This window comes from Woeseia sp. D3-10 (assembly GCF_055809415.1).
Genome location: NZ_JBVVTW010000007.1, coordinates 2,293,898 through 2,313,105 on the forward strand (window position 1 = coordinate 2,293,898; position 19,208 = coordinate 2,313,105).

The window sequence follows — 19,208 nt, forward strand, 5'->3', positions numbered from 1 at the left end:
CCGACTTTGGAGCTGACCTATGCACCCCGCAAACGAATCTGAAACGGCCACCAGTTGCCACAAATGCGGCACGGCCCCAAAACAGCAATCGGCCGCGCCGACCAGTGCGCAATACATCTGCCCGATGCACCCGGAAGTTGAGGCGGACGCACCCGGCAGCTGCCCGCTATGCGGTATGGCGCTGGAAAAGAATTTCCTCGCGCCGACCAGCGCGAAATACACCTGTCCGATGCACCCGGAAGTTGAGTCCGACAAGCCCGGCAGTTGCCCGAAGTGCGGCATGGCATTGGAGAAGACAACCCCGGCCGGTAAGAAGAAACAGTACACCTGCCCGATGCACCCGGAGATTATGGAGGACGAGCCCGGTAGCTGCCCGATCTGTGGCATGGCGCTTGAGTCCGTGATGGTCAGTGAGGAGGAGGACACCAGCGAACTCGATGACATGACGCGACGGTTCTGGGTCAGCACGATTCTGACCCTGCCTCTGTTTATCTATGCGATGGGTGACATGATCCCGGGACAGCCGCTTGAGCACCTGGTGCCGGTCGCCTGGCGGCAGTGGGGGCAGTTCATACTGGCAACCCCCGTGGTGTTGTGGGGTGGCTGGCCGTTCTTTGCGCGCGGCTGGCAGTCGCTGCGAACCATGAACCTGAACATGTTCACACTGATAGCGCTCGGCGTTAGCGTGGCGTTCGTGTACTCGCTGGTGGCAACGGTAGTGCCGGGTGTTTTTCCGTCCGCTTTCCGTAACGCGTTTGGCGAAGTCGCGGTGTATTACGAGGCGGCGGCAGTGATCACGACCCTCGTGCTCTTAGGCCAGGTATTGGAACTGAAGGCGCGGAGCCAGACATCCGGCGCTATCCGCGCATTGCTCGAACTCGCTCCGCCAACGGCGCGCCGGATCGGCGCCGATGGCAACGAGGAAGAAGTGTCTCTCGATGAGCTGTCCATCGGCGATCTGCTGCGTGTGCGGCCGGGCGAGAAAGTACCCGTCGATGGCAGTGTGAAAGACGGGCGCAGTGCCGTCGACGAATCCATGATCAGTGGCGAACCGCTGCCTGTTGAAAAACAAGAAGGCGACAAACTGATCGGTGGCACGGTCAACGGCACTGGCAGCTTCGTGATGACAGTAACGCAAGTGGGCGACGACACCGTGTTGTCACAAATCGTACGCATGGTTGCCGAAGCGCAACGCAGTCGAGCACCCATTCAAAAGCTTGCCGACCAGGTTGCATCGTGGTTTGTACCTGCCGTGGTTGTCGCTGCTTTGCTGACGCTGGTCGTCTGGGCGATCTGGGGCCCGGCGCCTGCGATGGCATATGCCATTGTCAACGCGGTCGCCGTTCTGATCATCGCTTGTCCCTGTGCGCTTGGGTTGGCAACGCCGATGTCGATCATGGTCGGTACGGGCAAAGGCGCGCAGAACGGTATTCTTATCAAGAATGCCGAGGCGCTCGAAACACTGGAGAAAGTTGACACGATCGTCATCGACAAGACCGGCACATTAACCGAAGGCAAACCCGCGCTGGTATTGATCGAGCCTGTAGAAGCTTATACGGACGACCGTCTGCTGAGCCTCGCGGCGGCCGTGGAAAATGCGAGCGAACACCCGCTTGCGCAAGCGATCCTCGCAGGTGCTGAAGCGCGTTCCCTTAGCGTTGAATCTGCCCAAGACTTCGAGTCGGTCACGGGGGAAGGCGTGCAAGCTCGCGTTGGCGATAAAGTAGTCGCAATCGGTAACAGCAAGTACATGAAGCGGCTGGGTGCGTACGACTCCCTGTTGGCGGATTCCGCGGAAGGGCATCGCCGTGATGGAAAGACGGTCATGTTCGTCGCGGTAGATGGCCGGCCTGCAGGACTCATCGGTGTTGCTGACCCCATAAAGAGTACAACCCACGAAGCCATTGCGTTGTTGCACAAGGCAGGATTGAAGGTCGTCATGCTGACGGGCGACAGCCGATCGACGGCGGAAGCCGTGGCACGGCAGACCGGCATCGACGAAGTGCACGCGGACGTTTCGCCGGAAGACAAGAATCGCGTTGTGCGCGAGTTGCAGGCCAGCGGTGCGATAGTCGCAATGGCCGGTGACGGCATTAACGATGCGCCGGCACTGGCACAGGCCGATGTCGGTATCGCGATGGGGACGGGCACCGATGTGGCGATGGAAAGTGCTGGCGTAACCCTGGTTCGCGGCGACCTGTTGGGCGTTGCCAAGGCCCGTACCCTTAGCCAGGCGACGATGCGCAACATTCGCCAGAACCTGTTCTTCGCTTTCGCCTACAACACCGCCGGAATTCCGATTGCCGCCGGCGTGCTCTACCCGGTATTTGGTTTGTTGCTTAGCCCGATGATTGCCGCCGCCGCGATGAGTCTGAGTTCGGTGTCGGTCATAGGCAATGCGTTGCGCCTGAGGAATCTGAAAATCTGATGGCCGTTTGCGGGACAAGCGGCGGCATAAAACACCGTGATGGCAATCCAGACGAAAGTGCCGGGCAGACCAACAACCCGGTCAAAAAAAAGCAGCGGAGCGATGTCAGCGCTCCGCTGCATCTCACTTCACACGTTGGTGCGTCGGAAATTATCGGCGCCTGAACAGCTTCCAAACCCGTCCAAGATTCAGAAACGACGTTTCCCCGGACCAGTCCTCAACACCATCATTGTCCGTTACGAGGAAAACCTGACCATTACGGGTCACGGCAACGCCTTCCGGCTTGTCGGTAATCCAGCCGTTGGATTGCTGCATTGCCGGCAGCAAGTCGAATGCGGCTTTCTCGTGCTTTTCGATCACGCCATCGTAAGCCGCCCGCAGCGGTACCCGGACCAGGGTCTTCAGTTCCGTGAAGTCCCCGGTGCGGTTGTCACGTTCGATGATCAGGTAGGAGCCATCGCCAACCTGGGTAATTTCCGACAACCCTACCCAGCTGGCATTCTCGCCTATGTCTTCCAGCTCGTAAGCAATGTGGTCCCATTCGCCGGTGCGGGGATCGAAAATCCAGATACGGGTCTGCGCAGGTTCTGCCGGGTCAAGGCCGTCCGGGTCATCGTCCAATGCCTCGCACTCCGGTGTCGTGTAGTTCCAGCCGCGTTGCTGGGCAACAAGAAGCTTGTACCCCCGCCACCACTCTCGCTTGACGGCTACGCCTTCAAAGCCAGAGCCTAAGGTGCCGCGCGTTGTGCTGGCGGCACGACAGGCGAGGATATTTTCCGGCAGACCAACTTCGCGAATAACCAATCCGGTTTGCGGGTCTACCTGAAACAAGGTGTTCGGCCGGGTATCCGTTGCGTTTCCTTCGCTGGCGATCCAGTAGGTGCCATCCGGAGCAACGGCGATGCCCTCGCTATCCATGTCCACCGTGTTGCCGACGATTGGCAGCTCGTTCGTAATGACGGCAGGCTCTCGGGATGCATCAATGGTGAACACGCGACCTTCGCTGTAGTAGGAATCCCAGACAGCGAGCAGCTCGTTCTTCCGGCTCCATGGCTTGGCAACCATGCCGGACAGTGCAGACCAGCCGATGGGCAGGCCTTCCGCATTCGGACCGGAAACCAGTTGCGGGTAATCTGCTTCGCCGCGCTGGAGTTCATAGATCATGACACTCGAACGCACACCATACGGTGGGTCGTCTTCCTCGCCTGAGGCAATCAACAAACCGCGATCAGGGATAGCCAGTACGCCTTCCGGTCCCAGCGGCGCGGGCAGGACCTGTCGGAAGCTCGGTTCGCCTTTCTTGTTCAGTTCATAAACAGCGACAAAACTGCCTCGTTCTGAACCGACAAACAGGTAATCGGTACGGCCAAAGCGGGCGAACTCAACCGATTCCGGTTCTGCGCCCTTGTTCTCGGAGCGGTCCTCCGGGTAGTGCCCGTGGGCAACCGCAATCTTCTCGAACTCGTTGCCACTGTCGTACACGATGCTGCCTTGCCGGTCGAATACGGAGAAGCCGCGGCTGCCACCGAACAAGTCGCCTTCATTGGCTGTCGCAATCCGGTAGCTGCCGTCCGGCAACTCTATCCAGCTGATCGCGTCTGGCTCGCGAGGTACACCTGCAATGGAGTCGGTCAGGGAAATCAGGCCGTCTTCATTGTTATCGACGTTGTACAAATCGACTGTGCCCATTGAGAAATGGCTGGTGACGGCGCCACTCGCGAGGTCGACAATCGCGACGTGGTTGTTCTCCTGCAGCGACACAACGGCTTCGTTGTTGCCATTGATGTCGACAAATTCCGGTTCCGGGTCTGCAGGCGCGTACAGGGACAATCCGCTCAGATCAACCTGCCGGATGTTCCAGTCAGCAGGCTTGCCATCAATATCCACGATCAACAGAAAGCCTGCCGGCAGCTGCGGCAAACCGCCTTCTTCACCGTTGACTTTAATCTCTTCGTCGCGTTCGTTCTCGATGACGATTGCGGCGTACTGTCCATCAGGACTGACTTTCAGTGAATCGGGCTGCCCACCAAGGTCGTGGGTCGCGACAATGTTCCGCTGCGCAATATCGACAACGTGCAGCTGGCCGCTTGGGGCAAGCAGGTCGGGGCTAGTATTTACCGCGACGAGGGCAAACTGGTTGCCGAGGATGTCGACTGAGGTCGGTTCGCCGCCGACATTCAACGTGCCGAAAGAGACCGGCTGCCGGGGGTTGCTGATATGAATGAAGCCGACGGATTCTGTCGAGGCGTCTGTGTAGACCAGCGTCTTGCCGTCTTTGGTTGCGGCAATGATTTCTGAAACCGTCGAGTCCCCGATTTCGTCATTGTTGACGTAGTTCGGGACGGTCGCTATCCGTTGAAAGCTCATGTTCTTCGAGCTATGCCCGCGGTCATGGCTGTAGCGGTCGTGGTGGCCGTTGTAGCCTCGATTGTCGTTCGTTTTCTGGCCGGCGTGTACTGTCGCACTCACGCATAACGTGACAGCAACAGACAGCAGTACCGATGTGATGGGTCGCATCAAGCTGGTCTCCTGGGATTTGAAAGAGCGAGCTTTGGACCGTAAGCCTGCTTGATGACGAACCGTTTAAGGTTGTATTGCCATTTTCTTGCAGGCAGTGGTGCGGCCGGTTCGAACGCTGTCGAGATAGGCGGGAAACGTCTGTTTTACTTCGGCCGTGACGAACCGGGGTTCAGTTAAAATGCGCGGGTAAAGAGATCGGTCGTCTGTTTGTTATGCAGCCTTCACGGCAGCCGCAATCCTCACACGTACCGTAGCGTACTGCCGTTACTTTCAATATCCACTGAACGAACAATCTCTGTCTCGAACTCTCGCGACTCGACGTTGCTCACACTCACAAAGTCGGCATGCACTTGATCATGATCGATCTGCAGCCGAATGTAGCCACGGTGCCGTCCGTCCGTCCACACAACTTCGTCATTGTTCGCGGCATTCAGCTCATCAAAACGTGCAAGTCCGTCCGGGCCTAAGTCCAGCAGCGAACGCGGTGAGGTGATACCGGTTGCACCCAGCTCGACGCCCATTGCTGTGCCCGCGTCGTCGTACAATACGTCTTGCCAGAAACTGTGGCTATCGCCAGCGAGCACCAGCAAGTCGCGGACGCCGGCTTCTTTGCTGATCTGATAGAAGCTCTCTCTCGCACCCGGGTAGCCATTCCATGAATCCAGATCGAGTGGCAGGTTGAATTCGCCGTGCTTAACCAGCCCGTCCAGCATGGACTTTGCGCCATTATCAAGCGTGTTTCTCAGCGCCGCGAAATACGGTTCATCCAGTTTTGGTGCTGTGCGTTTCGCCATCACGGATTGATTGCCAATGATGCGCCATTGGCGCTGCGCGCTGACTGACTCGGTGAGTTCATCGGCCAGAAACTGATTCATCTTGTCGGACAGCAGCCTCCGGCCCGGTGCATGCACCACATCATTAACAAAGTTCTCTGCATCGGCCTGGCTATGGATGTCGGGAAGGTAATCGTCACTGTCGATCTGCTGGCTGCGACCGGTGTGTCTTGCTTCCAGTGTTATCAGGCTCGCAAGATCGCCGAATTTATAGTGTCGCCAGTAATCTTCGCGCCGACCGCCAGGCGGCGGTTCCCGGACGGGCAGCCACTCGTAAAAGGCCTGCAAAGCTGCGGCTCGCCGTGCTTCCCAGTCGCCTTCATTCGCCTGATGGTTTGCAGCGCCGCCCATCCAGGGGTTGTTCGCGGTTTCATGGTCGTCCCAGAGCACAATCAATGGGTGTCGTGCATGCATCGCCATAGAACCGGTATCCGTCTTGTACTGCGCAAAGCGGCGCCGGTAGTCCGCCAACGCCAGTGTTTCGTGCGCGGGTTCGTGGTTGCGACCGATACGTCGGCCGGTTTCGCCGCCATACGCATCCGTGCCGTGTTCGTAGATGTAATCCCCGAGGTGCACGACCAGTTCGATGTCGTTATCGTCCGCGATGGCTTTATAGGCGTTAAAATAGCCGAACGCATAGTTTGAGCAGGTAACCGCCGCGAAAACCAGCTGTTCAACATGACCTGTTGGCAATGTTCTTGTTCGGCCGCTAGGGGATCGCTTGCCGTCGATCTCAAACCGATAAAAGTACTCTTTGCCGGATTCCAAATTATCGACAACAACTCTAACCGTGTAGTCGCGATCCGCGTCGGTGCCGTATTTGCCGTTTGCGACAACGTTCGTAAAGTTGGCGTCGCTTGCAACCCGCCAATCAATATCAGTAGCGCCCGTTGCATTGCTGACTCGCGTCCAGATAACGACGCTGTTGCTGTCCGGGTCGCCGCTGGCGACCCCGTGTAGGAATGCTACGTTGCTGGCCGATGTCGGTGCCTTATTGGCCCGGCTGCAGGCAATGGGTAGCAGCATCGATGCCGAGACGCCTAGCAGCGCTTCTCTGCGAGTAAATTTCCGGGTCATTTCGTGCTCCGTTACGACAGTGATTCTTGGGTATCCACGTCGGGCATGGGTGGGGTGCTGAATGGAATCAAAGTACACGAGGGTCCCTGTCGGCAGAGTGTCCGAGCTTGGGGCAAACAGATGCGAAGCGCAACGCAGGTAAATAGCCATGGAACCGCCGGAATTGGTACCATCGCGACAGAAGAATAAGAAGTCGTCCGGGGAGCCCAGTGCCAGTATTCGAAGAACTCAAGCGCCGAAACGTCTTTCGCGTGGGTATCGCGTATGCCGTAGCCTCCTGGGTGTTGCTGCAAGTCGTCGACGTTATTTCACCGGTGCTGGACTTGCCCGCCTGGGCGCCGAAACTGGTGTTTGTCATCCTGGCCATCGGTTTGATACCCGCGCTGGTCTTCGCCTGGGCGTTCGAGATGACGCCGGAGGGAATCAAGAAAGAATCCGAGGTAGACCGTTCTGAGTCCATTGCCAATACCACCGCACGCAAACTGAATTACGTCATCACCGGCTTTCTGGTGCTGGCTGTTGTGTTGTTGCTGGTCGAGCGTCAGATGCGACCGGCTGTTGTGGCGCCTGCGGATGTCGAGCCAGTGGCGGCGAAAATGGAAGAGCAGCGCGACCGTTCAATCGCGGTGCTGCCGTTCGTTAACATGAGCTCTGATGTTGAGCAGGAGTTTTTCTCTGACGGCATCACCGAAGAAATTCTTAACTCGCTGGCTTCGGTCAAAGAGCTGAAAGTGGCAGGCCGCACGTCCTCTTTTGCGTTCAAGGGGCAGAACGACGACCTGCGCCGGATCGGCGATTCACTTGGCGTGCAGCATATTCTCGAAGGCTCGGTGCGTAAGTCTGGCGAGAAGGTTCGAATTACTGCCCAGCTCATCCAGGTCGACAACGGTTTTCATCTGTGGTCGGAAACCTACGATCGTGAACTGACCGACGTGTTTGCCATTCAGGATGAGATCGCGAACGAGATTTTGAAGCAGCTCAAATCGCATCTGGTCGGCGCGGAAGAAGTGCTGGCCGAGGCCATGCGTACGACTCCCGAAGTGTATGAATTGTACTTGCGCGCGAAGCAACGCATTTACTCGCGCGAACGTACCGAGATCAAGCTAGCGATAGCAGAGCTCGATGAGGCCATTCGTCAGGATGAGAATTATGCGCCCGCCTATGCTCAGCGGGGCATAGCGACCATGTTGTCATCCGATCAACAATACGGAGACATTCCGCATCAGGAAGCACGTCGCCGCGGTAAACGTTACATTGATGAAGCGCTGCGTCTCGGGCCGGAGTCGGCGGAAGCCTGGGCCGGGTTGGGGCTCTACTACGACAGAGATAGCGAGTTGGCGACGGATGCACTGGTCAAGGCACTCGAAATCAACCCGAACATGATTGACGCGAGCAACTGGCTGCAAATCTCATTGCGTAGTACCGGACAGCTGCGTAGTGCGCTGGACATCTTGCGGGATATCGTGGAACGAGATCCGCTGTACCGGCCCGCCTTCAGCAACGCCATGCAGATGTTTCATGCCTTTGGGTTGAGTGACGAAGCAGATAAATTGCTGAAGCGCATTGAAGCCTTTGACCCTGATCATTCCAGTCTGTTTCTGGCACGTGCTACCAGCTACCTATACGCCGGAGAATCGGGTCGTGGTCTGCAGCAACTTGAGGAATCGGCGAAACTCGGTGCAATGAGCGGTGTGGAGCAGCTGTATCTCAGTTACGGTCTGATCGACACCGGGCAGGCAGAGCGTGCGCTGAATGAGGGCTCGATCTACTTCCGACCTGATGCTTTGTACCAGCTCGGTCGCAAGGAAGAGGCCATTGCGCTGGCCTACGAGCATGCTGGTGGTGGCGAGCCGTATTCCCTGTTTTTCATGCTGGTTCGGGAGAATCGGGACAAGGAACTGGTTGACTACATCGAGGAACGCTGGCCTGGATTGCAGGCGTTTGCGGCCGAAAACCCGGGCGACGACGCCGGTTACGGTTTGATGATTCAAGTCGCGCTGGCGTATCGTCGCACGGGCAACGACGCCCGGGCAGACGAAGCGCTGCAGCTGGTGGATTCCTGGATGAACGTGCTGGAGAGCAATGGCGTTAACAATACCTTGTACACGCTTGGCCAGGCTTCCTACCTTGCCATGTCTGGCGACGTCGAGGGCGCGCTTGCCGGACTGAAAGAGGCCGCTGATGAAGGTCTTTCATCGGCGATGGATCCTGACATCACATACCCCGAATTTGCTGTGCTGCAGGGTGACCCGCGCTACGCCGACATCAAAGCGACGATGCTGGATAACCTCAACTACAACCGGCGCATACTGGAGTTGCCGCCGTTCGATGCGAACTACCAGGTAAGGCAATAGCCAATACGGTCTGCGTTACGAGCGCGAACCCAGTGATGCCTGTGCGGCGAATCCTCGCACGGCATCGATTTCTGCTTGTATGCCGCGTTCTTCCATCACGTAACTCGGGAATGTGCAGCTCATGGCTCCGGCAACTTCGCCGTCGATGCCCAGAATCGGCGCGGCAACGCACACAAAACCGCGCGTGATCTCTTCGTTGTCCACGGCGTAGCCGTCAGCTCGAATCTGACTTAGCTCGAGGCGCAGCTTTTTCGGATCAGTAATGGTGTTCGGTGTGTGCGACTCCAGCTTTCGGCTGATCACCCGTCGCACGGTCGCGGTATCTGTCAGGCTCAGAAAGACCTTCCCCATAGCCGTGCAATGCAAAGGGAATGACTTGCCGACCTCCGAGTGCAGGCGCAATCCAAAACTGCTCGCTTCGATTTTGTCGATGTATACGCCGGTGTCATTGCTAAGTATCCCGAGCGTCGCAACATGACCGAACTGGTCATGCAGTGCTTGCAAAAACGGACGTGCGGCAAGTCGCAGGTCGTAGTTCGTGGTTACGGATGCGCCAATGCGCGCGAGCAGCAGACCGCCGCGGTAGTGACGTGTTTGCGCGTCCAGTGAGAGTGCGGAAAGTTCGCAGAGCTCGCGGAGCAATCGATGAGTACTGGCCTTAGGCAAGCCGGTGGTTTCGACGATGGCGGCGAACGGCAGGCCGGCGGTGCCTGCGGAAGTCACGGCGTCGATGATCTGGAATCCCTTGCTCAAGGCGCTCATAACCTGGGGTCCTTGCGAGGCGCTTGACAAAGCCAGCGCGCAGAGTGATAAAGCAGCATAAAAAAGAAACTTAGTTCCATATTTGGAACTTGTCAAGAGGCCCGGAAGCGCTTGTATGCCATCGAGGGCCGTTGCTGAGGAGTGAGTTCTGTGTCTGACGAAATAAACAATACGCTGCAGTCGGTGCCGGTTGTGCCACTGGTGCAATCTGACAATCCGGCGACTGCCGTCAAAATTTCAAGGGCGTTGGCCGCCGGCGGGCTTACGGTAGCGGAAGTCGTATTCCGTACCGACCGAGCGCTCGAATGTTTGCAGGCGGTCGCCGACGAAGTGCCGGAAATGATTGCAGGCGCTGGCACAGTTCTGAACGCAAAGCAGGCCGAAGCTGCCGTCGATGCGGGAGCACGGTTTATTGTCTCTCCGGGGCTCGACGATGGCGTCGTTGCGGTTGCACGCGAGCGCGGTGTTCCGGTGTACCCCGGCATCGTCACGCCAAGCGAACTGCAACATGCTTTCAATCTTGGTCTTGATGTCGTGAAATTCTTTCCCGCTTCTATCGCTGGCGGTATTCCGGCATTGAAGGCGCTGTCCAGCGTCTTTCGCACCATGCGTTTCATGCCGACGGGCGGCATTTCGCCCGATAATCTCGCGGACTACCTCAGTGTGCCAGCTGTGCTGGCCTGCGGTGGCAGCTGGTTAACTCCTGCCGCAGCTATCGAAGCAGGTGATTTCGAAAAAGTAACCGCGCTCGCAAAAACGGCTGTAGAAACAGCCCGTAAAGCCAGGGGAGGTGCGTAATGTCCGAATTCATGAGTTTTGGCGAGATTATGCTGCGGCTGAAGTCGCCTCAGCATGAGCGTTTTTTCCAGTCACCGCACCTGGAAGCGACTTTTGGTGGAGGTGAAGCCAACGTTGCCGTATCACTCTCGAACTATGGCCTTGATGCCGGTTTCATATCGGCTCTGCCTGCCAATGACATTGGTACTGCAGCGATTCGGGAACTGCACAAACACGGCGTGAATACAGCCGGCGTGATCCGGCAAGGTGATCGTGTTGGCATCTATTTTCTCGAGACCGGATCAAATCAACGCCCCTCGAAAGTAGTATACGACCGTGCCCATTCGGCCATTTGCGAAGCAGCACCCGGGGACTTCGATTGGGAGGCGATATTGAAAGGTGCAAAGTGGTTCCACATCACCGGCATAACGCCTGCGCTGAGCCAGAGTGCGGCGGACCTTTCACTGGAAGCTTGTCGGGCAGCGAAGAAACTGGGTCTTACCGTCTCCTGTGACTTCAATTATCGCGGCAAATTGTGGAAGTACGGCAAAACAGCACCCGAAGTCATGCGTGATCTGGTCAAATATGTCGATGTTGGCATCGCCAACGAAGAGGATTGCCAGAAGTGCCTCGATATCCACGTCGACGTGAACGTCGATAGCGGTGAGCTCGATACCAAAAAGTACGAAGCATTGACGGCGAAAGTGCTGCAAGAGTTTCCGGACATGTCAGCCATTGCTGTCACTTTGCGGGAATCCCGCAGCGCCGATCGCAACGGCTGGTCCGCCTGCCTGCGTGATGCTGCCGGTTTCTATTTGTCAAAGCACTACGAACTGACCGACATTGTCGACCGGGTAGGCGGCGGCGACAGCTTCGCTTCAGGGTTGATTGCGGGTTTGAATTTGTACGAAGACCGGCAGCAATCGCTGGAGTTCGCGGTGGCAGCGAGTTGCCTGAAGCACACGATTCAGGGTGATTTCAATCGGGTCAGTCTTGCCGAGGTGCAACACCTGATGGGTGGTGATGGCTCCGGGCGCGTGCAACGCTGATTTGCGAAGAGTGAGGTTGGCGCCAAGACCTTTGCACGGTCGTCGCTGGAGTTCGCTGATACGCGATCTCCAGCGAACTCTCCGGCCCCTGCGGCATTCCTTGCCCCGCGAAGGCGAGCGAACAGCAGGTTAATCCAAGATCATGCGCTACTAAGGGTCCACTTTGTGACGAGCGGTCTCGTTGTTGCAAAGCGAGGTCTACGCTATCAACTGCACCTCGACCCAGCCGACGTAAGCAGACTGTCGTTGAATGACTAGCGAAGCTGCTGTACGAAAATGGCCAGAATCGCCGCCGGGCACACAAAGCGTACGTAGCCGGGCCATATTTTCCAGAACAAGCTGTTGTCCGCGCCGTCTGTGCCTTTCCTTATTTCTGCTATCACAGTGCTGCGCTGCCAGATCCAGCCGGCGAACACGCACATCAGCAGACCGAGCACTGGCTGGCTGTAGCGGGTCGTCAACGAAACGACCAACCCGAACAGCGAGCCGAAGTTGAATATGAGCACGACGCTGACCAGCAGGATGGCGCCGCCAATCATAAGTGTCGCGCGCTTGCGGTTCATGCCGCGACTCTCAACCGCATAGGCGACGGGCACCTCGAGCATGGAGATCGACGAGGTAAGCGCGGCAACCGCCATCAGCAGGAAAAACGCCAGCGCGACAACCAGCCCGGCAGCGCCCATCGTGTTGAACAATTCCGGCAGCACCGCAAAGATCAGGGTATCTTCCGCGATCAACTTGCCGCCGGCATCGTAGATTTCGACGCCGTTGTGTTGCGCCACATACATGGCTGGGACGATCAGCATGCCCGCCGTCACGGCAATGCCAATATCGAACAGGGTAACCGAACGACCGAGAGAGACGATGTTCTCACGGTCGCTGACGTAGGAGCCGTAAATGAGCATGGTGCCGACGCCCAGTGACATTGAGAAAAACGCCTGGCCCATCGCGCTGAGGATCAGTGCCGGATCAGTGATGCGGCTGAAGTCCGGTACCAGGTACGCCCGAACGCCGTCGCTCGCCCCGTCCAGCGTCAGTACGTAAACGATCAGCAAAACAAGTATGGCTATCAATGCCGGCATCAGGCGTGTGCACCATTTTTCGATGCCTTCACGGACGCCACCGCAGATGATCGCCACTGTGAGTACCATGAACAGGCTGACAAACAGCAAATTGCGCTCCACTGAGAAGTTGGTCAGCCAGGCAGATGTTTCCGGCATGCCGAGTATGTCGGTAATAGCTGCCAGCGCGTAGGCGAACATCCAGCCGCCAACGATGCCGTAAAAACTAAGAATCAGGCTCGCCGTTACGATGCCAATGTAGCCAGTGGTTGCGCCGAGACGACGTGTTAAATCGCCGTTGGCGATTCCGCTCAGTGCGGCAACGGCATTCGACTTGGCATGGCGTCCGATGATCAGCTCGGCCATCAGGGCCGGGAACGCCAGGCAAAAGGCCAGTACCAGATACACCAGCAGAAACGCAGCGCCACCATTACCGGCGGCCTGGGTCGGGAAACCCCAAATGTTGCCGAGACCAATCGCGGAACCCGCTGCCGCGAGTATGAAACCTAGTCGTGAACTGAACTCACCGCGTGCTGTGGCCAATGCCTGCTCCTTTCGTTTGTCCCGGCTGATGGGGTCCGTGGATTCTATCCCAAGTCGGCTTTGCACGTGTTCGGACTGAGCTGGGACCGCTGTGGCGTGGACGACCCGGCTATTTGAGCCCAGCGGTTACGGCAGCGGGCTGCCGCTTTCCTCATGATTGTGTTTGAACCGCGAGATCAGGCAATACCGCGTCCCGGAATGCGACAGTTTCCGCCTGTGTCGTTCTCGTTCGTCACCTGAGTGTCATTCCGCTTGTTTGCAGTGCGCCTGCTGGACACCTGTCAGCGGATGCGCTTGATGCCGGTCATCGCTTGCAGATGGCTGAGGGATTCATCGCTGTGCAATTGCAGGAACGGCGAAACCGAAACGCCGCCCGGCGCATTGCGAACGAAACTGCCGGTACTGGTCATGTAATTCAGCGCACTCGCATCGTGAATAACGTACGGCTCGCCGCGTACCGCACCGAGGTACAGCATTACGTGGCCCGGCGTATAAATAAGGTCGCCGGCCTGCAGAGATTGCAAAGCAACACGTTTTTCGCTGTTTGTGCTGTGGTCGGTGAAGCGGAGGTTCTCGCCGATCGGGCTTGCCCCCTGATCATCCGAGTTGCGCGGCAAATAGATGCCGAACGTTCGGTAAATTTCGGCAACGAAACCGGAACAATCGCGGCTGTTCCGGGAATGCCCCCAACCATAGGCTTCACCGAGGAAGCGGAACGCCTGGCGGATGATGTGGCGTCGCGTATAGCTCAGAAAACCGGAATGTACGTCAGCGTCTTTCGGGATCAGAGCCGGCGCAAATTTCAATGCACCGTTCTCGTCCCGTACCGGGAGCTCGACCACGTGGTTGTCACTGCGCGCACCCGGCGAAACAGCGGACGCGGTGTCGCAGCGAGGTAAGCGGATACTCATGTCCAGCTGTACCCCGGAAGTTTGCGGAAACTCGGAATTGTGTGCGGTGTAAATCTTGGCGCTGGTAACCAGCAGAAAGTCGGTGTTCTCTGGCGGTTCGAGCACCTGTTCTCTGTCGCCAATTGCGACGGCATTCGCGTGTACCCAGCCGAGGTAGTTGTAGCTTTGCGCAAGCAGCCAATCGCCGTCTTTGCTGCGGTGTACTACCGCGACCCGGTCTGTAGGGAACAGGCCATTTTCCTGGAAGCGATCGAAGTCCTGCGGTGCCGTCGTCCTGCTGACAATGTCGTCGGTGGGGTAGCGGCGCATGCTGGTGCGGCGAACAATGAGGCCGAAGCGAACAGGGTTGGTATCCTCGATACCCGGAACGTTTAAACGCGCCTCGTACCGAGCGTAGTCGGCACTCTGTAGTGCGACGTCACTTCTGTAGTAGTGGGTATCGTGCGGCACACGACTGACGCGCCTTATCATCGACAGCAATTCAGATGCTGACAGCACCGCCGGAAACGCCCGCAGGTCGGCAAGCGAACTGGCTGTGGCGAAAGAGCGCTCGTTCATCTCGCTGATTTGCTGAGCGCTTAACAGTGGTTCGTCAACGTTCGCGGTGTTCTCTATCCAGAATTCGGGCGTCAGAACATCAGGCACGGCACTGCCTGCGTGGTCGATAAATCGTCATGCTGCGCACGGCAAGCCGGGAGCGACTCACGAGCGGTCAGAGGTATCTATGCCCGCCGGCATTGCCTCTGGCGCCACGTCTATGCGCAGCAATTGGTCCAGCTGCCCGGGAAAGTACTTTTCTATCAGTGCATAAAGTATCGCGGTGGTCTCGAGGGTTGGTTCGCCTGACACCTGATAGGGGCGAAAATGCATTTGAAACGCACTGATCACATCCCGGGTCTGCTCATCCAGTTCACCGCTAACCTCGATGCCGTATCCGTACGCGTTCAGAGCGCGCTGGATGTTTTCCAGCGGCATGGGTCGCTGGCGGAACTGCTCCCAGTAGCGGACAACTGTCTCGTCATCAAACCAGGCGCCAAAGCCGAGACGGTAAAGGCGCTGCCACGGGAACCTCGGACCGGGATCGATCTTGCGGCCCGGTGCGATATCCGAATGGCCGACAATATTAGTCGGCGAGATATCGGGATAGCGTTTGAGCAAGTCGTCGAGTAACTCAATGACCAGGTCCATCTGCGACTCAGCAAAGTCCGGGTAGAAACAGAGACGCGCTGGTTCCGATTCGGCTGTCGTCGCAATGGCGGGACTGGAATGGCAGTAGGTCTGGTTCACGATTTCTATACCCAGCGACTGGTCGTTGAGCGCTGTGCGCCCACCCCAGTAACTGCGCCCGGCATGCCAGGCCCGGCCGGTTTCCGGAACAAGCTGGAATATTTTGAGTTCTTTGTCGGTGTAGCTGGCGTCGTCAGGCTCCGGAATGAGGTAGTGCGAGCTGACCGGCCGCCCTGAAGGCTGGGTCAGAATGTGCAGCGAGTCACCAAAATTAGCCGTCGTGTGATGCAGCACAATGATGGAAATACGGCTGTTGTAATTCTCGGATTCTGCGCGAATCTGGGTGCCGCTTGCGCAACCTTGTAGTAAATACACGACGCCGAGCAACGCGAAGAGAAATCGGTCGGTCAGAATTCGGGAATAGCGAAAAGGCATGTGAAAGGTACCGTTTATGGCTGTCTTAGCCCCCTGAGGGGTCTGCTGTGAACGAATATGTTATTCCAAATAGCCCAAAATTGTTGCGTGCACGGCACAAAATTTGGGTCGACTTCCTGTGCGCGTATAGTATGGAATAAATAATTCTTTACTTTTCAGCGCCGATCGATATTTTACGCGCTGAAATAGATTTCAGTGCTATGAAAGTCCAGCCTGGACATAGGAGAAGAGACGTTATGCGTCAGCAACCATGGTCGGTCAAGAAACCGAATATTCGCAACAAATTTAATCGGGTGTGGGCAGTACTCGCACTTGGCCTCGCGTTTTTCGCGGGCCCGGCATTTGCCCAGCAAACGGGTGATATCAGCGGTAAGGTCACCGACAGCAGCGGCGCAGGTGTTGCCGGGGTGTCGATCACCGCGAGCAGTAATGTATTGCCGCAAGCGCGCACAACCAACTCTGCTGACAGCGGTCGTTACCGGATGCCGTTGTTGCCGCCGGGCAATTACGAAGTGCGCTTTACCTTCCCCGATGGCTCTACTCTGGTACGCAATGCTGCGGTAATCCTGCAGCAGAACTCAGAAGTTGATGTCACCATGGGCGTTGCGCAGGCGCAGATGGAAGAAATCATGGTGCTGGGTACGCAGGCGCTTGCCGACACGGGCCAGGCCTCGCTTAAGAATTCAGTAAATGCGGCGACCATCGACGCTCTGCCTGTTGGTCAGGAATACCGCGATTTGATGAAGCTCATTCCGGGCGTTCAGTACAGTGAAGATGCGGTCCGCGGCCCCAGCGCTGGCGGCAGCGGTCAGGACAACGGTTACCAGTTTGACGGCGTTGACGTTTCTTTGCCGCTGTTCGGTACTTTGTCTGCTGATCCTTCTTCGCATGATATCGCGCAGGTATCTGTCGTCCGCGGTGGCGCCAAAGCCATTGGCTTCAATCGCTCTGGCGGCTTCCTGATGAACACCGTGAGTAAGTCCGGTACGGACGAATTCACCGGTGAAGTCAGCTACAAGGTGCAATCCGCAAGCCTGACCGGCGATCGGGAAACGGGCGATAACCCGCTCGCATTCGACGAAGACAAAGAATGGCTGACAGCCAGCTTCGGTGGCCCGATCCTGCGTGACCGGCTGTACTTCTACACGTCTTACTACGCACCTACCTCGACTCGTGACAACACCGCGAATGCGTATGGCGCTGTCGGTGATTTTGATGATTCACGTGACGAGTTTTTCGGCAAGCTGACCTTTTCACCAACGGACAATATCCTGTTGAACGGCAGCTTCCGTACTTCGGACCACGAAATCGAAAATCGCAGCATCGAGGCTTTCGATGCGGCTTCGACTTCGCAAGGTGACAAGTCGACACTTGATATCGCCATTCTTGAAGGTTCCTGGATCGTCACTGATGACGACGCCATCAGCTTCAAGTACACGAAGTTCCAGAACGACACCTCGTCACGTCCCGACAACTTGTTCGGTTTCCAGATCTCCGAGGGCGATTCGCTGAACATCAATGCGCTGGATCAGCTCGGCTATTTCACCGTGCCAAGGCCAATCGCTGGCGAAACGGCCTACAACGCGTTCATTCAGCCATATATTGATCAGTACGGTTACCAAGAAGGCGGTGTAGCCACCGGTGGTGGCAATGTTGGTGGTGCGAGCACGCTGGATGACCAGAATTTCTCGCGTGAAAGCTTTGAAATCAGCTACGACCGGCTGTTCTATACCGGTAACGTTACGCACGACCTGCACTTCGGTTACCAGTACCAGACGATTGAAGAAGAACTTTCACGTACGTCAAACGGTTGGGGAGCAATTACTATCCCAGGTGGCCGGGTTATGGCGACCGATGGTGTAACACCTGTCTATTTCCAGGCGACCTTCCAGCAAATGAGCCTGCAGACTGGCAGCGGCTCAGCCATTCCGCCGATTATCTCGACCGTTGACCTGCAGAGCTTCGAGATCAACGACACGATCGAAGTGGGCGACTGGACCTACAACGTCGGCGTGCTGTTCAGTAACGACGTTTTGTACGGTCAGGGCCTTGCTGCTGACTCGTCCAATCCGCTGACCGGGCTGACGCCGTCACCGGGCTCCGTGTACAAGATGTACGAAGTGGACTGGAAAGACATGATCCAGCCACGGCTCGGTGTGAATTGGGATTACTCCGACACCAGTTCCATGTACGTGAACTACGCGAAGTACAACCCGTCCGCGTCGTCACTGGCTCGTGCCGCATCGTGGGACCGCAACCTGCGCAGCAGCATCGAAGCGAACTTCGATCAAAACGGCGATTTTATCGAAGTTGATCCGGTGAGCTCATCGTCAGGTAAGGTTTTCGACGATGACCTGACGCCACGTGCCATCGACGAGTACCTGGTTGGCTGGACGAAAGACGTAAACAGCGATCTCGTTGTACGTGCGCACGTTCGTTACCGTAAGGGCGGCCACTTCTGGGAAGACACCAACAACACCGCGCGCGTTGATTACAATCCGCCGGCCGGTATTCCCCGGGAGCCATACGTACCCAACCTGGATGATATCCGCGCTGAAATCGGCGGTTCGTCGTACGTGATCGCTGAGCTTGATGGTGGTTATACGAAGTACTACGAGGCAAGTGTTGAAGCTGAATGGAATCTCGATAACCTGTTCCTGCGCGGTTCCTACGTGTGGAGTCACTACTACGGTAACTTCGACCAGGACAACACCACCACGGACAATGACCAGAACATCTTCATCGGCTCGTCCAACATCGGCGACGATGCGGGTCGCCAGTTGTGGGATATGAAAGACGGTAACCTGAAGGGCGACCGTCGCCACATGCTGAAGATGTACGGCTACTACCTGTTCGACTGGAACGGTTCAGCCGGTGCCTACCTTGTGTACCAGTCCGGTCAGCCGTGGGAATCGTGGGACAGCAATGTCTACCGTGCGCTCACTTCCAGCACCAGCGATACGATTCGCTATGCAGAGCCTGCCGGTTCCCGTACGACTTCGGCACACTGGCAGTTGGACCTGAACTACACGCATAACTTCCAGGTCTTTGGTGATCAGAATATCCAGTTGCGAGCGGACATCTTCAACGTGTTCGATCGGCAGACGGGATACAACATCGAGCCCAGAGTGAACAGTGCTGGTTACGGCGAAGCGCAGGATTTCTTCAATCCGCGAAGAATCCAGCTGGCGGTCAAGTACCAGTTCTAAGCTAAATGGCTGCACGGCTGCG

The 19,208-nt window shown here is 57.1% G+C and carries 11 protein-coding genes; 5 read left to right on the forward strand and 6 right to left on the reverse strand.

The genetic code is table 11. The features are described from left to right. The first annotated feature begins 19 nt into the window (after window positions 1-19). Window positions 20-2,428, forward strand: coding sequence for a copper-transporting P-type ATPase (locus AC0L8N_RS10680; protein ID WP_473667636.1), 2,409 nt, complete (start codon window positions 20-22; stop codon window positions 2,426-2,428). Between the two features lie 150 nt (window positions 2,429-2,578). Here the strand turns inward: AC0L8N_RS10680 and AC0L8N_RS10685 are convergent, their stop codons facing one another. Both AC0L8N_RS10685 and AC0L8N_RS10690 read right to left on the reverse strand, forming a co-directional pair. After that, on the reverse strand, window positions 2,579-4,945 hold the full coding sequence (locus AC0L8N_RS10685) for an esterase-like activity of phytase family protein (RefSeq protein ID WP_473667637.1): 2,367 nt from the start codon (window positions 4,943-4,945) through the stop codon (window positions 2,579-2,581). Between the two features lie 242 nt (window positions 4,946-5,187). After that, on the reverse strand, window positions 5,188-6,858 hold the full coding sequence (locus tag AC0L8N_RS10690) for an alkaline phosphatase D family protein (RefSeq protein ID WP_473667638.1): 1,671 nt from the start codon (window positions 6,856-6,858) through the stop codon (window positions 5,188-5,190). A 209-nt stretch (window positions 6,859-7,067) separates the two neighbouring features. On the opposite strand from AC0L8N_RS10690, the gene AC0L8N_RS10695 reads away from it, so the two are divergent. Then, window positions 7,068-9,212, forward strand: coding sequence for a tetratricopeptide repeat protein (locus AC0L8N_RS10695; protein ID WP_473667639.1), 2,145 nt, complete (start codon window positions 7,068-7,070; stop codon window positions 9,210-9,212). Between the two features lie 15 nt (window positions 9,213-9,227). Here the strand turns inward: AC0L8N_RS10695 and AC0L8N_RS10700 are convergent, their stop codons facing one another. Next, window positions 9,228-9,974: an IclR family transcriptional regulator gene (locus AC0L8N_RS10700; protein WP_473667640.1), complete on the reverse strand. Its 747-nt coding sequence runs from the start codon at window positions 9,972-9,974 to the stop codon at window positions 9,228-9,230. Between the two features lie 150 nt (window positions 9,975-10,124). Here AC0L8N_RS10700 and AC0L8N_RS10705 point away from each other — a divergent pair, with 150 nt between their 5' ends. Further along, on the forward strand, window positions 10,125-10,772 hold the full coding sequence (locus AC0L8N_RS10705; protein ID WP_473667641.1) for a bifunctional 4-hydroxy-2-oxoglutarate aldolase/2-dehydro-3-deoxy-phosphogluconate aldolase: 648 nt from the start codon (window positions 10,125-10,127) through the stop codon (window positions 10,770-10,772). Continuing rightward, entirely contained in the window at window positions 10,772-11,800 is a 1,029-nt protein-coding gene (locus AC0L8N_RS10710; RefSeq protein ID WP_473667642.1) for a PfkB family carbohydrate kinase, read from the forward strand. Before AC0L8N_RS10705 ends, AC0L8N_RS10710 begins: the two co-directional genes overlap by 1 nt. Before the next feature lie 254 nt (window positions 11,801-12,054). Here the strand turns inward: AC0L8N_RS10710 and AC0L8N_RS10715 are convergent, their stop codons facing one another. The 3 genes from AC0L8N_RS10715 to AC0L8N_RS10725 all read right to left on the reverse strand — a co-directional run bounded on the left by AC0L8N_RS10715 (window position 12,055) and on the right by AC0L8N_RS10725 (window position 15,977). After that, on the reverse strand, window positions 12,055-13,404 hold the full coding sequence (locus AC0L8N_RS10715; protein ID WP_473667643.1) for a sodium-dependent transporter: 1,350 nt from the start codon (window positions 13,402-13,404) through the stop codon (window positions 12,055-12,057). A gap of 281 nt (window positions 13,405-13,685) precedes the next feature. After that, complete coding sequence (locus tag AC0L8N_RS10720) at window positions 13,686-14,960, reverse strand: NlpC/P60 family protein (RefSeq protein ID WP_473667644.1); 1,275 nt, start codon at window positions 14,958-14,960, stop codon at window positions 13,686-13,688. 57 nt (window positions 14,961-15,017) lie between these two features. Next, complete coding sequence (locus AC0L8N_RS10725; protein ID WP_473667645.1) at window positions 15,018-15,977, reverse strand: N-acetylmuramoyl-L-alanine amidase; 960 nt, start codon at window positions 15,975-15,977, stop codon at window positions 15,018-15,020. A 236-nt stretch (window positions 15,978-16,213) separates the two neighbouring features. Here AC0L8N_RS10725 and AC0L8N_RS10730 point away from each other — a divergent pair, with 236 nt between their 5' ends. Further along, window positions 16,214-19,186, forward strand: a complete 2,973-nt coding sequence (locus AC0L8N_RS10730) for a carboxypeptidase regulatory-like domain-containing protein (protein WP_473667646.1) — start codon at window positions 16,214-16,216, stop codon at window positions 19,184-19,186. Window positions 19,187-19,208: the final 22 nt, after the last annotated feature.

Excerpts from the sequence above, each read along its gene's own strand:
- AC0L8N_RS10680 (WP_473667636.1), top strand. The coding sequence starts at position 20 with ATGCACCCCGCAAACGAATCTGAAACGGCCACCAGTTGCCACAAATGC.
- AC0L8N_RS10685 (WP_473667637.1), bottom strand. The coding sequence starts at position 4,945 with ATGCGACCCATCACATCGGTACTGCTGTCTGTTGCTGTCACGTTATGC.
- AC0L8N_RS10690 (WP_473667638.1), bottom strand. The coding sequence starts at position 6,858 with ATGACCCGGAAATTTACTCGCAGAGAAGCGCTGCTAGGCGTCTCGGCA.
- AC0L8N_RS10700 (WP_473667640.1), bottom strand. The coding sequence starts at position 9,974 with ATGAGCGCCTTGAGCAAGGGATTCCAGATCATCGACGCCGTGACTTCC.
- AC0L8N_RS10710 (WP_473667642.1), top strand. The coding sequence starts at position 10,772 with ATGTCCGAATTCATGAGTTTTGGCGAGATTATGCTGCGGCTGAAGTCG.
- AC0L8N_RS10725 (WP_473667645.1), bottom strand. The coding sequence starts at position 15,977 with ATGCCTTTTCGCTATTCCCGAATTCTGACCGACCGATTTCTCTTCGCG.
- AC0L8N_RS10730 (WP_473667646.1), top strand. The coding sequence starts at position 16,214 with ATGCGTCAGCAACCATGGTCGGTCAAGAAACCGAATATTCGCAACAAA.